Origin of the sequence: Shewanella sp. 3_MG-2023, assembly GCF_030548765.1 — a bacterium.
Lineage (GTDB): Bacteria > Pseudomonadota > Gammaproteobacteria > Enterobacterales > Shewanellaceae > Shewanella.
On the sequence record NZ_JAUOSH010000002.1, the window covers coordinates 188,579 to 202,499 of the forward strand.

11 protein-coding genes are annotated in these 13,921 nt (G+C 40.5%); 5 read left to right on the top strand and 6 right to left on the bottom strand.

Annotation, left to right across the window (positions count from 1 at the left end; translation table 11 throughout):
* Positions 1 to 185: 185 nt before the first annotated feature.
* The 3 genes from Q4591_RS02040 to Q4591_RS02050 all read left to right on the top strand — a co-directional run bounded on the left by Q4591_RS02040 (position 186) and on the right by Q4591_RS02050 (position 3,638).
* Positions 186 to 1,160 carry a methylenetetrahydrofolate reductase gene (locus tag Q4591_RS02040; protein ID WP_102435674.1) on the top strand — a complete coding sequence of 325 codons (975 nt, stop codon included), beginning with the start codon at positions 186 to 188 and terminating at the stop codon, positions 1,158 to 1,160.
* Positions 1,161 to 1,644: 484 nt separating this feature from the next.
* Entirely contained in the window at positions 1,645 to 2,712 is a 1,068-nt protein-coding gene (locus tag Q4591_RS02045; protein WP_303459109.1) for a B12-binding domain-containing protein, read from the top strand.
* Positions 2,712 to 3,638: a GGDEF domain-containing protein gene (locus Q4591_RS02050; RefSeq protein WP_303459111.1), complete on the top strand. Its 927-nt coding sequence runs from the start codon at positions 2,712 to 2,714 to the stop codon at positions 3,636 to 3,638. Before Q4591_RS02045 ends, Q4591_RS02050 begins: the two co-directional genes overlap by 1 nt.
* Positions 3,639 to 3,786: 148 nt before the next feature.
* On the opposite strand, the gene Q4591_RS02055 is transcribed toward Q4591_RS02050, so the two are convergent.
* Entirely contained in the window at positions 3,787 to 5,367 is a 1,581-nt protein-coding gene (locus Q4591_RS02055; protein ID WP_303459113.1) for an isocitrate lyase, read from the bottom strand.
* Between the two features lie 110 nt (positions 5,368 to 5,477).
* Here Q4591_RS02055 and Q4591_RS02060 point away from each other — a divergent pair, with 110 nt between their 5' ends.
* Both Q4591_RS02060 and Q4591_RS02065 read left to right on the top strand, forming a co-directional pair.
* Positions 5,478 to 6,428, top strand: a complete 951-nt coding sequence (locus Q4591_RS02060) for a LysR family transcriptional regulator (RefSeq protein ID WP_102435682.1) — start codon at positions 5,478 to 5,480, stop codon at positions 6,426 to 6,428.
* 217 nt (positions 6,429 to 6,645) lie between these two features.
* Positions 6,646 to 8,835, top strand: coding sequence for a malate synthase G (locus Q4591_RS02065; RefSeq protein WP_303459116.1), 2,190 nt, complete (start codon positions 6,646 to 6,648; stop codon positions 8,833 to 8,835).
* A 65-nt stretch (positions 8,836 to 8,900) separates the two neighbouring features.
* Here Q4591_RS02065 and Q4591_RS02070 read toward each other — a convergent pair whose 3' ends face one another.
* From Q4591_RS02070 to Q4591_RS02090, 5 genes are all read right to left on the bottom strand, one after another.
* Complete coding sequence (locus tag Q4591_RS02070; RefSeq protein WP_303459119.1) at positions 8,901 to 9,293, bottom strand: hypothetical protein; 393 nt, start codon at positions 9,291 to 9,293, stop codon at positions 8,901 to 8,903.
* 642 nt (positions 9,294 to 9,935) lie between these two features.
* Complete coding sequence (locus tag Q4591_RS02075) at positions 9,936 to 11,096, bottom strand: lipase family protein (protein ID WP_303459121.1); 1,161 nt, start codon at positions 11,094 to 11,096, stop codon at positions 9,936 to 9,938.
* Between the two features lie 24 nt (positions 11,097 to 11,120).
* Positions 11,121 to 11,609, bottom strand: coding sequence for a DUF6795 domain-containing protein (locus Q4591_RS02080; protein WP_303459123.1), 489 nt, complete (start codon positions 11,607 to 11,609; stop codon positions 11,121 to 11,123).
* A 264-nt stretch (positions 11,610 to 11,873) separates the two neighbouring features.
* Entirely contained in the window at positions 11,874 to 12,359 is a 486-nt protein-coding gene (locus Q4591_RS02085; RefSeq protein WP_303459125.1) for a DUF6795 domain-containing protein, read from the bottom strand.
* A gap of 449 nt (positions 12,360 to 12,808) precedes the next feature.
* Positions 12,809 to 13,786, bottom strand: a complete 978-nt coding sequence (locus tag Q4591_RS02090; RefSeq protein WP_303459167.1) for a transposase — start codon at positions 13,784 to 13,786, stop codon at positions 12,809 to 12,811.
* Positions 13,787 to 13,921 lie beyond the last annotated feature (135 nt).

Below are 13,921 nucleotides of genomic sequence, written 5' to 3' on the forward strand. Positions count from 1 at the left end.
TAGGGAAAATGTGATTCTGCTTGCTCTATATTCAAACCCACAGACAGATAAAATCATCTGAGTTAAAACTTATCGCCGACTAATTTAAGTGGTTATTAATTATTTCAAAAAATACCCTTTTTCGGCCTTAACAAGGGTCAAAATTTAAGACACAATGGAGATAACATCCATCTAGACGGCTAAACATGAAAAAATCATTAAAACAGCGTTCATCCGATCATCACCGTGGGATCTATTTTATTGGTACAACCCCACCAAAAATCGATACTGATTTTGAATCGGTCAGTATTATCGCTGATAAATTGTTAGCTCGCCTTGATGAGATAAACTTTGATGGTTTGATCATCTACGATATTCAGGATGAAACCAGCCGCATTGATACCCCAAGGCCTTTTCCCTTTAAAGCCACTCATGACTCTGGTACTTACGCTCAGCTAATCAATCAAAAGTCAGGCAAGCCAGTTATTGCTTATAAGAGCGTTGCCGGTCTTGATGAACAGGGCTTTAGTGAGTGGTTGTCCCGCGCTTGGTATCAAAATAATGTCAGAGACTTGGTATTAGTGGGATCCCCATCGACTCAGGTTGCAAGTTCATTACCATTAAATGACGCTTACCGCGTATTAGCGGCGCACTCTCAAGCATTCTACCTTGGTGGCGTGGCCATTGCAGAGCGCCATTTAAGTAAAAAAAATGAACATATTCGCCTGTTAGGTAAATCAAACCAAGGCTGTGAATACTACATCACTCAGGCGGTGTATAACGCCCAAGCAACCATTGATATGTTAACCAGCTACGCCAAAGAATGTGCGTTAAACAATATCAAGCCTAATCGCATCATCCTGACATTTTCACCTTGCGGCAGTGCTAAAACTCTGGAATTTATCAACTGGTTAGGTGTGTCGGTACCCGAAGCTACCAGCCAGCGTATTTTGTCGGCAGAAGATCCTCTGTATGAGTCAATTAAGATTAATCACAGTAACCTGCTGAAAATTTTAGCCGCGGTTATACCGCTTAATATTCCATTAGGGCTGAATATTGAAAGTTTAACTAACCGTAAAACTGAGATTGATGCCTCGATTTTGATGTACAAACTGCTAAAGGGCACCATGGATCAAGCCTTAGCCCAAAATCAAATTGATCAATTTGTGCTAAATAAATAGTCCTCAGCGATAAAATCTTGCCCTATGGTGTTAATAGCCGCCATAAGGCAAGCTTTCAGCGTCAAGCGCCAGTAACAAATGGCTTAGCCATAAGCGCTTATATTGACTCTAAAAAATCACATAAACCACAATTAAATATTGAAAAAAACCAATAATATCAGTTATTGTTGAATTAAATATGGGGGGATAACTGTAAATTAGCAGTAATGGTTAAAGGTCAAGTGTTAGCCTATAAGTCAGCAAGGTGCTTGCTAAGTCGAAGCATTTACCAACACCGACTTGCGGCGCTAAAGGCCCTCAGTTATCTCATCAACGCATTTCAAACAAAGGCACAGTCATCACTTAAACTTGCCTAATTTTTTACTACTTTTGCTTTAATGATAACCAGCAATGAGCTTTATTATGACTATAATAGCATTAGGTTTTGTCGACTTTTAACCTCGCGCATAAGTTCAATTTGTATCTGTTCAATTGAGGACTAACTATGGATAGCCAAAAACTCAATACACTACTTGCCACAGTGACTGACAATGCCATTAATGCATATTGTCAATTCGGTGAAGAAATGCTGGTAGAAATTAATCGCTGGATTTCAAAGCCCGAGCAAAGTCGTTTTTTAAATGGCAATTCGCTGGACTTATTAATCAATAATCACCGCAACCACCTTGGGTTTATCTCCCAGGTTATTGAATCCCGTGATGGAACCGCTTTAGTGAAAGCACTTCCTTGGGTCTATCAGGCTTATCATTCTCAAGGGGTGCCATTTCTCTACTTTAAAGAAGAACTAGAAAAATGGCAGCAATTGATTTTAAAGACAATTCCACCAATTGAGGCTGCACAATTAGTGCAAATATACGATTGGATGCTTAGGGCCCATGATGAGTGCTGTAGCCTAATAAAAGGCAACCGAGAAGAAGAGTTTATTGCAATGGATAACCCCTTTCTCCACTATATTATTACAGGTGATCACCGTAACGCCTACAGCTATGCATTCAATAAAGTCACTACATGGGAAGACTTTGAGCGTTTTTTTAATAATGAGGCTCAGCCCGCTCTCTATCAAATAGGTTTGCTTTGGCAAAATGGTGACGTATCAGTATCCACCGAACATTTAGCCACAGCCATTACCAATCGTGTGCTCACTGGGCTGCTAATGCACCTAGACCTTCCAGAAATAACTAAACCAAAGATATTGGTAACTTGCGCGGCATCTGAACAACACCAAATTGGCTCATGGATGGTTGCCACAGCGTTAGAAGCAAATGAATGGGATACAACCTATCTTGGTGCCGACGCACCTAAAGATGCCATTCTTGATTATATTACAAATGAGTCACCTAAAGCCGTAATCATCAGCGTTACCATGCCTTACAATATCAAAAAGGCTCGAGAGATCCTCCAAAAAATCGACGCCTTATACCCACATATTAAAACCATTGTAGGCGGTCAGGCGCTGTCTTTTTTCCATGAACCGCAAGAAGTGCTTAAAGCCGATTTCATCACCAGCGATTACAAAGAAGCGATTCAAAAGCTCAACACCTGGTTAGCTTAATGAATATCCCCAGTGAACTTGCAATAGATATCGCAGAAAATTCGCACGTATTGGCTATCGCTGAGTTTGCTTACGATGGCACATTAATCAGTCACAACCGGGGCTTTCACTTACTGTTTGCTATTTTTCTATCTGAAACAAACAATTGGCATGACTTTTTTGCCGGTGCCCCTCGAGTGACACAAATAATAGACCTTGACTCAGATCCGCAACTACTTAAAACCACAAAAGGTGAAGGGCTTTTATGTTCGTTTCGTAAAATGGAGTCCTCGTTCTATTGTATTGCTGAAATGTTGGAGCTAAAAGATGAAAAGCTAATTGAAGAAATAAGCAGTCTTAGTAATCTAATGGCGCAACTCAATTTTCAGCTTCGTCGCGAAAAACGGCAACTTATTAAAGCCCAAAAAGACATAGAAAGAATTGCACGTGAAGACCCACTGACATCCTTGCTAAACCGACGAGCATTTTTTGACATCATTAATCCCAAGTTGTCGTTAGCCAAACGAGAAAACATGGAGGTAACCCTGTTCTTTATTGATTTAGATTTTTTCAAATCGGTTAATGATAATTGGGGGCATAATATCGGAGATATACTACTTGTGGCGATAGCAAATATGCTTAAAAAGACCCTTAGACTTGAAGATATTATTTCTCGCTTTGGAGGAGAAGAGTTTGTCGTTGTCCTTACAGGGCAATCGTTAACCGATTCGTTCATATTGGCTAACCGTATCCTAGAAAATTGCAGAGCGCTCAAAATTGCATCACTGGACAGAGTAAATACCCTTTCAATCGGCATTGCCCAGTGGGATAAAAACGAAGATATTAACAAACTGATTAAACGAGCAGATGATGCATGTTACATGGCGAAAAACAGTGGCAGAAATAAATATATTGCCTTAAGCCCTGAAACGGCAACAAGCCATTAATCATGGCTGCCCATGTTATTTTCAGAGACTGACCCAAGTGATTTAGTTCGGGAAATTAAAATATAAAAAAAGCCTGAAGCGATACTTCAGGCTTTTTGGTGTAAACGATAGCGAGTTTAACACTTGCTATCGTTTGTAAAACGAGTCGTTAAAACTGGTTCATTGTGTTGTCTTTACCTGACGCTTTAAGCGCTTGGTCACCAGAGAAGTACTCTTTATGTGCATCACCCATATCAGAACCTGCCATGTTTTGGTGTTTAACACAGGCAATACCTTGACGGATTTCCTTACGTTGAACATTAGCAACATAACCCAACATACCTTGGTCACCGAAGTACTCTTTAGCTAAGTTATCAGTTGATAGTGCTGCGGTATGATACGTTGGTAGCGTGATAAGGTGATGGAAAATACCCGCTTCACGTGCAGCATCAGCTTGGAAAGTACGAATTTTTTCATCAGCTTGAATAGCAAGCTCAGTTGTATCGTAATCAACACTCATCAATTGATCGCGGTTGTAAGCTGAAACATCTTGTCCTGCTGCTTGCATTGAATCAAATACTTGCTGACGGAAGTTAAGTGTCCAGTTAAACGATGGTGAGTTGTTATACACAAGCTTTGCGTTTGGTATTACTTTACGGATTTCGTTAACCATGCCGCCGATTTGAGATACATGAGGCTTTTCAGTTTCAATCCACAGTAAGTCAGCACCATTTTGCAGTGAAGTAATACAATCAAGTACACAACGCTCTTCACCCGTACCCGCACGGAACTTAAATAAGCCATTGGGTAGACGAGCAGGTTTTACCAACTTTCCACCTTGTTGGAATACCACATCGCCATTTTTAAGTGTTGCTGCATCAACCGCTTCCACTTCAAGGAAACTATTGTATTTATCACCTAAGTCACCAGGCTCATTGGTTACGGCAATTTTTTGTGTTAAACCAGCACCTAGTGAATCGGTACGGGCAACAATCACACCGTCATCAATACCCAATTCTAAAAAGGCATAACGAACCGCATTAATTTTCGCTAGAAATTCAACATGGGGGACGGTCACTTTACCATCTTGGTGGCCACACTGTTTTACATCAGACACTTGGTTTTCTAATTGAATACAACAAGCACCGGCTTCAATCATCTGCTTTGCCATCAAGTAAGTGGCTTCTTCGTTACCAAAACCTGCGTCAATATCAGCAATAATCGGTACAACATGGGTTTCGAAGTTATTAATTTTGTCTTGAATCGCCGCTTTTTCTGACTCGCTGGCATTATCTAATTGGCTGAACAGGCCACCCAATTCACGTGCGTCAGCTTGACGTAGAAAAGTGTATAGCTCTTTAATTAACGCAGCGACAGAGGTCTTTTCATGCATTGATTGGTCAGGTAATGGACCAAACTCACTGCGCAGTGCTGCAACCATCCAACCCGAAAGGTATAAGTAACGACGTTTGGTGGTTAAAAGATGCTTTTTAATAGAGATCATTTTTTGTTGGCCAATAAAACCATGCCAGCAACCTAGAGACTGAGTGTACTGCGATGAATCTTTATCGTAGTTATCCATGTCTTCACGCATAATCTTAGCAGTGTACTTTGCGATGTCTAACCCAGTTTGGAAACGGTTCTGTAGACGCATACGAGCGACTGATTCTGGGTTGATGGCATTCCATGCACTACCTTCTGAATTAATCAAGGTAGCAGCTTCATCGATATTACTTCTGTAGTTAGTCATGTGTATATTCCTTTAACAAATTGATTAGCGGCAAATGATTACGTTGAAAATAATAGTTAGATTTGGTTAAATAAGTCTAATTTATACTTACTATTTTCGGTATTCATCTTATGAATGTATCTCGTATCGACTTGAACCTCCTTGTTTATTTAGATGTTTTGCTACGTGAAAGAAATGTAACTAAAGCAGCTGACCAACTTGGTATTAGCCAGCCTGCAATGAGTAACGGCCTAAAACGCTTAAGAACCTTGTTTGATGATCCCTTACTTATTCGCACCAGTCAGGGCATGACGCCGACAGAACGTGCTAAAGAGTTGCAACCCATAATCAGTACCTTGATTATCGGGCTAGAAAAAGCCGTACAGCCTCGCGCCAAATTTGACCCACAAGAAAGTGACAAAGTCTTTCGAGTCATGGCTAGTGATTATGCTGAAGCGACCTTACTACCTCCGCTAATTGCAAAACTTCGGACTCAAGCACCCAACATTATTTTAGACATCATGACCCCAAGTGATGTCAGTTTCCCTGATGTAGAACAAGGAAGAGTCGATATGGTGATCAATCGATTCGACACTATTCCGCAATCATTTCACCAGAAAGTTTTGTGGAATGACGACTTCAGCTGCTTGATTAGTAAGACGAATCCAGTTTTACACAAGTTTTCTTTAGACAGTTATTTGCAAGCCAAACACGTGTGGGTGAGTAAAACCGGAATGGGCGTTGGTGTGGGGATGGATCCTGCTGATGTTCAGCGCTTAGGTTGGGTGGATGAAGCATTAACTCGAATTGGCGTAAAACGGCAAATCACGGTTTTTACTCGCCATTACCAAGCCGCGTGTTTGTTGGCTGAGCAACAGGATTTGATCGCAACCATACCAAGTAAGATGGCTCGTCATCACAACAATAATGATCGGGTGAGTATTGTTCCGCCGCCATTTATTATTCCACCCATTGCATTAACTATGGCTTGGAGCCCCTTGCTTCAACATAATCCAGCACATCAATGGATGCGCCAATTAATCACTAAAACAGCAGATGAAATAAATAGAGGCGACGTTTAATCTTGTTGTTATTTTGATTTTTAATTACTGATACGTTGCAAATTAACCAAAAAAGGGTGATTTGCCATAGATTTGATGAATATTGGTGATAACAAGTATAAATTGGATAAATAAGCTTAATTTGATATAGAGTAAAGTCTTGCTGCGAATTAACGATTAATAATAGATTTGAGTGGTTTTTAAGTTCAGCGCACAGGAATTAAAGGTAGGGATAAACATGACAGCACGTATTCAAGTAGGTGGATTACAAGTAGCACAAGCATTGTGGCAACTGGTCGATAGTGACATTTGTCCAGGTACAGGCATTGATTCAGCAACTTTCTGGGCAAAATTTGAGGACATCATTACCGAATTTGCTCCCATTAATGTGGCCTTGTTAGAAAAAAGGCAGCAATTGCAGCAACAAATTGATCAATGGCATACAAAGCACCCAGCTAAAGACGTTAACCCAGACCAATACAAAGCTTTTCTATCCGAAATCGGCTACCTAGTGCCTGAGGGTGACGATTTTCAAATTAGCACTGAAAATGTCGATCATGAAATTGCAGCGCAAGCTGGGCCACAATTAGTTGTGCCAGTAAAAAATGCACGTTTTGCCCTTAACGCCGCCAATGCACGTTGGGGCAGTTTATATGATGCGCTATATGGTACTGATGCCATATCACAACAAGACGGCGCCGAGCTGACCAAACAGTACAACCCCATAAGGGGCAATAAAGTTATCGCATTTGCAAAACATCACTTAGATACCGCAGCCCCATTAGTGCAAGGCAGCCATGCTGATGTAACGCGGTATTATATTGATGCAGGCCAACTACGTATGCTGTTAACTGATGGCACAATCACAAGCTTAACCCAAGCACAAAAGTGTGTCGGTTACCAAGGTAGTGCAGATGCGCCGAGTGCGATTTTGCTGGTTAATAATGGTTTGCATATTGAGATCCAAATTGATCCAGACAGTGTTATTGGCAGCAGCGATAGTGCTGGCGTAAAAGACTTGTTAGTTGAAGCCGCTGTTACCACCATTATGGATTGCGAAGACTCTGTTGCGGCGGTTGATGCTGAAGACAAAGTTGAAGTTTATCGCAATTGGTTAGGTTTGATGCAAGGTAACTTAGCTGCCTCACTGACTAAAAATGGTAAACAAATCCTTAGAGAGCTTAATGATGATAGGGTTTATACCGCTGCTAATGTTAATGCTAGTACAGACGCTAACACCGTAACGTTACCCGGCAGAAGCTTACTCTTTGTACGTAATGTTGGCCACTTGATGACGATTGATGCCGTACTAGATAAACATGGCAATGAAGTACCAGAAGGAATATTGGATGGCATGCTCACTGTGCTTGCCGCTATGCATGACCTTAAAGGTAACAATAATGGTCGCAGTAATAGCCGCAAAGGATCGGTGAATATTGTCAAACCTAAAATGCATGGCCCAGAAGAAGTGCAATTTACTTGTGACTTATTTACCAAGATAGAAGATGCACTCAACCTCCCCCGTAATACCATTAAAGTCGGCATTATGGATGAAGAGCGCAGAACCACACTCAACTTAAAAGAGTGTATCAGGGTCGCGCAACAGCGCGTTGTCTTTATTAATACCGGCTTTCTTGACCGTACCGGTGACGAACTCCATACCTCAATGTTAGCGGGCGCCTTTGTCCCCAAATCTGTGATGAAGCAGCAAAAATGGATTAAGGCTTATGAAGACTGGAATGTCGATATTGGACTTGAATGTGGCTTACAAGGTCGCTCTCAAATTGGTAAGGGTATGTGGCCGATGCCAGATGAAATGGCTGCTATGCTAGAACAAAAAGTGGCTCACCCAAAAGCGGGGGCAAACACGGCTTGGGTACCATCGCCCAATGGTGCCGTACTGCATTCTATCCATTATCATCAAATAAATGTGGCGGAAGTTCAACAGCAACTTAAGCATCGTAAGCGTGCTAGCATCGATGACTTGTTGACGATTCCATTGCTTGATGACACGACAACATTAACCCAGCAACAAATTACCTTTGAGCTAGAAAATAATGCTCAGGGTATACTGGGCTATGTGGTGCGCTGGATTGACCAAGGCGTCGGTTGCTCGAAAGTACCTGATATTAATAATGTAGGTTTAATGGAAGACAGAGCGACTTTGCGGATCTCGTCGCAATACTTAGCTAATTGGCTTGAACATGGCTTATGCAGTGAAGAAGAAGTGATGGCGGCACTGAAAAAAATGGCTGCAGTGGTAGATGCTCAAAATGCAGGCGATCCACTGTACATTAATATGGCCCCTAATTTTGACGGCATAGCCTTTAAAGCTGCTTGCGACCTTATTTTTAAAGGTAAATCTCAGCCTTCTGGTTATACAGAGCCTTTGCTGCATGCCTACAGGATCCAAGCTAAGGCAGGCTAGCCAATACGGTTAAAATAAGTTGGTTCAGACTCTGAGCCAACTTAATTCTTCAACCTCCTACTATTTTATCGAAGCACGCTGGCTTGGAATATATATTCTGTCCCAAGAAAGGATATGGTACTAACAACTAATATTGGTTCTTTATATTCCCATCCTTGCGGCTGAGCCATTATCAAGTATTCCTTTGTCTCAGGGTAAATCCTAAAGTTATACATGGGAGTAAAACTTTCCTCAAAAGAAAAATTACTCCCATCATTGAAGGCCCCGTTAACATCAGATATATCGCCAATTAAAACGAAAGGTTTGCTATATAGCCCATTAACTAACTCAATAACAAACTCATCAGCATCGTTTAATTTTCCACTTGATACGGATGGGTTTAGTATTGGATAAAAACAAAAAAGAACATATAAAAATAATATCAACATTAGAATATATTTAATTAGTTTGATAATCATAATACCTTCACTTACTTGGATGAGATTCGATTGTTCTAGAACTAGAGTCACTCATCAAGAAATATCATGGTCACCCACCTCATTGGCTTTAATGGTGTTTATTGCTTTTGATGATAGGTCGTTGGCTTAGGTGATCGCCCTGTGTGAATGGTTAACATTGTATTGTCAACTGCCCAAAAACACTCAGTATCAATATTTAGGCAGTGAAATCTAACTTTGTAACTACTGAAGCCATAATCATGGTATGCAGTAGAAACTATAAAGGCGCCATCTATATCACGATAAATTTCACATACAGTTTGTTTCTTTAAGGTACTAGCGTACATCCTTAAATAATAGGTTGGAAATCCTTGTTCGAAGTTACTAACTATCGCTTTGACTGTTTTTTACTAACGCTTTCTCCAACTTTTAGCTGTACGTCTGACAGCGTAAACGGGCAGTAAATGACAAGAGTAAAAATAGGACTGTTAATATAATTTAATTATCAGCCTTTAAATCGAAACAAGTGGTAGCGTTGAAAATTAAGACGGCCACCACCTCATTTTCTCGTATGTGCTTATAAAGTAGTTGCTTATAAGTTTTGGATTGATAAACCGTCGGGGCGTATTCTTCCCGACGATTCACTTACTATTTGTGCATTGATTACTTGTGCACTGACTTAATCGCTTCTTTTACGCTGCTATATAAACGAGAAAGCATTTTATCGAAAATTGCACGTATAGTTGCATAGGTTAAATCTTTAACGGTTGTGATTACAGCGCCTGCAAAAACTAACATATGACCCAGAAGACCTTTAACGTTGTCAGCTAGAGTGACAGCTGCGGCCGCTATTTTTTCTAGCGTTTTGGCGACAAGATCATAGAAAGTGAGACCGAAAGAGACTTTTGCTTGCGCTACAATTGCGGAATAGTATCCCGCTTCTTTTAAAATGGTGATTAACCCTGCACTGAGCTTATCACCCCAATAGTCAGAGTAACTGGCTTGATGACGGCTGTCATAGTCTAGCTTTACAGGTGTTAAAAATTGATTGGCTTTTACGTGTAAATGTCCCCAGTGTTCGGTGTTCGCTGACACTAGGTAGCCTGGTTCTGCACCTGCTAAAGAGTCCATACCATGAGCACTAATTCTAATACCTTGACTGTTATCTAAGCGGTATTCAAACCCTTGGTAAGGTGCATGAATGAATGGCCATAAAGGCACTTGAGGTACGACATCGGCTCCGTGAGTACAACGATATATTTTATTGAGTCTATTACTGTTAGCTATCGCAAACCCTTGTTGACCCACTCTTGGAGCACCAAATGTATATAAGTTAACGTTTGAGGAGTAATTGTTAACAGCGGCCCAGTCAGCTGCAAGTGAAGCGATAGCGCCGCCCAAACTGTGACCCACAAAGTGTAACGCTTTACCTGGATTAGCGTTACGCCATGAGTCTAAAAAATCTGCAAATTGCTGTTTTAATGAAGTAAAAGCGTTATTAAACCCAGCGTGGACTATTTGGCTACCGTCACCAAAGCTTAAGCCGACTTGTGCATTCGTAGACCAATCTGCCGCTGAACTGAATTGAGTACCACGAATGGCAATGATTGCATCACCTTGGTATTGGCCTTTGCCTATTCCCATGGCTGCAAAACCTGAGTGGCGATTAAAAATAAACCCACCGGTTTTACCTATGCCAGTATTGTTTAAGGCAAAATGCTTATTAATATATTGATTACCAAAGTTTGGAGTTAAATCTAAATCAATGACACTATATACTCTTGCTGCAAGTTCTGATGCTAGTTTCGGGGATAATTGACTCATAAACATTCCTTGTAATGTAAGTTTTTATTCACCATATTTTTTGCGTTTTTCTACTTCTATTGCTTCAAATTGTGGCCAGCGGCAAATGCTAAATACTTGAAGCCTTGAAACTCCATGACTAATTTCTTCTTCTATGATTTCTTGGTTAATGGCGTCGTTAGTGAGGTCGCAATCTAATTGCGCTAATCTTTCAACTAAAAGTGCAAGGTGCTTTTCACCAATATTGACTGAAGACCAAAGAAAAGTGTCAGTAAAGTCTCCCTCAGCTATTTTAATTGCTTGAGCTACACGAGTTTCTGCAAAGGGCTTATTCGGATGACTGGTTCTATATAATATTTCAGGAAAGCTAAACTTGCCTTCATCGTCTGTTGTGGTGAAGTCCCACTCGATTTGTTCCATGACACCCGAGTATTTATAACCTCTTTTTAGTTTAATACTGGCTAAAGGTTGTCCGTTATGGCTCAAACTTCCGCTAACTTCAGGAAACACTTCTACATCGACTTTTTTAAACATGCTAAACATTGACTCCTCCGAGTAGCAACTTATGGCAGCGATAAGAGATAGGAATGCAAATATTCCAATATATGCTCTGTGGCTCATAGTTGAAGCAACTCCCTGCTTTGATATTCATGTGACTATTTTCTAATCGAGATTATAAATGGGTTAAGCGGTTCTATCTATTATCATAAATGGCTATTTATAACGAAAGATAATAAGAAAGGATGTAGGTTTAGGTGATAATTGATTCATAAACGTCCCTTGTTACTTGAATTACTATTAGTTGTATTTTTTATGCTTTTCCGCTTCAAGCCTATCCATTTCAGGCCAGCGGCAAATACTTAGTATCTGATAACGAACAACTCCACTAGGGTAGTCTTCATCAATGATTTCATACCTATTGACTTCGTTAGCTACGTCGCAATAAAGTTGTGCTAATCTTTCTGCTAATAAAGGAATATGTTTTTTCCCAGTAGTTATCGAATGCCAGAGTTTCATATCTGTAAAATTACCTTCAGCAATTGCTATAACTTGGGCTATGTTGGTATTGGCAAAAGGCTTATGAGGGTGACTGGTTCTGTGTATTATTTCCGGGAAGCTAAACTTACCTTCATTGTCTGTAGTGGTGTAATCCCAGTCTCTGTCTTCCATCACCCCTGAATATTGATAGCCTCTTTTTAATTTAATACCTGCTAAAGGTTGTCCGTTATGGCTCAAACTTCCGCTAACTTCAGGAAACGCTTCTACATCGACTTTTTTAAACATGCTAAACATTGACTCCTCCGAGTAGCAACTTATGGCAGCGATAAGAGATAGGAATGCAAATATTCCAATATATGCTCTGTGGCTCATAGTTGAGGCAACTCCCTGCTTTGATATTCATGTGACTATTTTCTAATCGAGATTATAAATGGGTTAAGCGGTTCTATCTATTATCATAAATGGCTATTTATAACGAAAAATAATAAGAAAGGATGTAAATTTCGTGGCTTAAAAATACATAGCCACCCATTATTTTGAAGTTATAACATAACGCTTTTCATTTTAAGTTGCTAACACCAACAATCATTTACTGAAGGGATGAACCCTGCCAAAGGACTGAAAATTTCATAATTAATCGCCAAAATTAAGTCATAAACTAAATTCAATCCAGCAGAAAAGCTTGATATCAATCAAGTGGGGAATACTTTTACTTGAAATTAAGAAATGATTTATTAAGCGCACAACCATCGCTGACAGTTAGCTGCACCTTGTCGCCGCTTGCGCTCTAGATGTTCACAATATTCAGTTAATGCAGGTAACGCCCCTACAGCTCCTTTAAATAATGCACCAAACTCAGTAGTGATTTTTAACCAGTTTTCAGCAGGAATATTCAATCTATTGAGAATATCCTGGCTACTCGCGCTTATGGCACCGCGTTTGTCATCACGAATAATCCGCCCTGTATCTTCAACCAGCACAATGTAATCTTTGACGCTAAACATCAAACCATTAGGCATATCCAAACGTTCATTGCCCACAAAAGGCAGTAACTCCGCGGGTTGCTCACCTTTCATGGCTGAGTTGATCCGGCGCTGAATGCTGGTGTAATCGGAGCTTTCAGGGGCTGTAGCCATCTTGGCGCGGATAGGGTTTAAGTCCACATAGGCCATGCACGCAAGTACTGCAGCTTCATCTAATAATGCTTGGGATTTAAAGCGCCCCTCCCAAAATCGACCAGTGCAGTTATCTTCTTTATTGGCCATTCGGGCAATAGGTTCACACAGTGAGCGCATAAACCAGCTGATGTCAGTCAAGCGTAGGCGATATTGAGTGATACAGTCATTCACAGCCTGTAACTCAAATTCATTAAGTGTTTCATCTTTAACAAACTTATTGGTCAGCAATGTGCCTTTAAAGCCTTTATGCCATTGGATAAGCACTTCTTTATCAGACCAGTTTTTGGCGGTATCAATATCCACTTTTAGCACCACATGTAAATGATTACTCATCACTGCATAGGCACAAATATCAATAGCAAAAATCGTCGCAAGCTCTAATATCCTAGAATCAACCCACTCGCGGCGATGCTCATAGTTATTACCAGAAGTTGCATCAAAACCACATAGAAAGGCTTTACGCACCACTCTAGAACAGCAGTGGTAGTAAGGCGTATCTTCTAAGCTCACGAGTGTTTCCCTTGGTCTGGCCATCATCTATCACCTATTATTAAGCAATAACTAAAGCCTAGTTCAGTGTTGATAATTTAGCCACTTAAAGTGGGTGGCCATGTTATTAATCGATTGAATACTTTAATGAATGGGGTGATAAGTTCTGGCTAGATACTG

Coding starts and splice junctions, on each gene's coding strand:
- Q4591_RS02090 (WP_303459167.1), bottom strand. CDS start 13,786: ATGGCCAGACCAAGGGAAACACTCGTGAGCTTAGAAGATACGCCTTAC.
- Q4591_RS02045 (WP_303459109.1), top strand. CDS start 1,645: ATGGATAGCCAAAAACTCAATACACTACTTGCCACAGTGACTGACAAT.
- Q4591_RS02055 (WP_303459113.1), bottom strand. CDS start 5,367: ATGACTAACTACAGAAGTAATATCGATGAAGCTGCTACCTTGATTAAT.
- Q4591_RS02070 (WP_303459119.1), bottom strand. CDS start 9,293: ATGATTATCAAACTAATTAAATATATTCTAATGTTGATATTATTTTTA.
- Q4591_RS02050 (WP_303459111.1), top strand. CDS start 2,712: ATGAATATCCCCAGTGAACTTGCAATAGATATCGCAGAAAATTCGCAC.
- Q4591_RS02065 (WP_303459116.1), top strand. CDS start 6,646: ATGACAGCACGTATTCAAGTAGGTGGATTACAAGTAGCACAAGCATTG.
- Q4591_RS02080 (WP_303459123.1), bottom strand. CDS start 11,609: ATGTTTAAAAAAGTCGATGTAGAAGTGTTTCCTGAAGTTAGCGGAAGT.
- Q4591_RS02075 (WP_303459121.1), bottom strand. CDS start 11,096: ATGAGTCAATTATCCCCGAAACTAGCATCAGAACTTGCAGCAAGAGTA.
- Q4591_RS02085 (WP_303459125.1), bottom strand. CDS start 12,359: ATGTTTAAAAAAGTCGATGTAGAAGCGTTTCCTGAAGTTAGCGGAAGT.
- Q4591_RS02040 (WP_102435674.1), top strand. CDS start 186: ATGAAAAAATCATTAAAACAGCGTTCATCCGATCATCACCGTGGGATC.
- Q4591_RS02060 (WP_102435682.1), top strand. CDS start 5,478: ATGAATGTATCTCGTATCGACTTGAACCTCCTTGTTTATTTAGATGTT.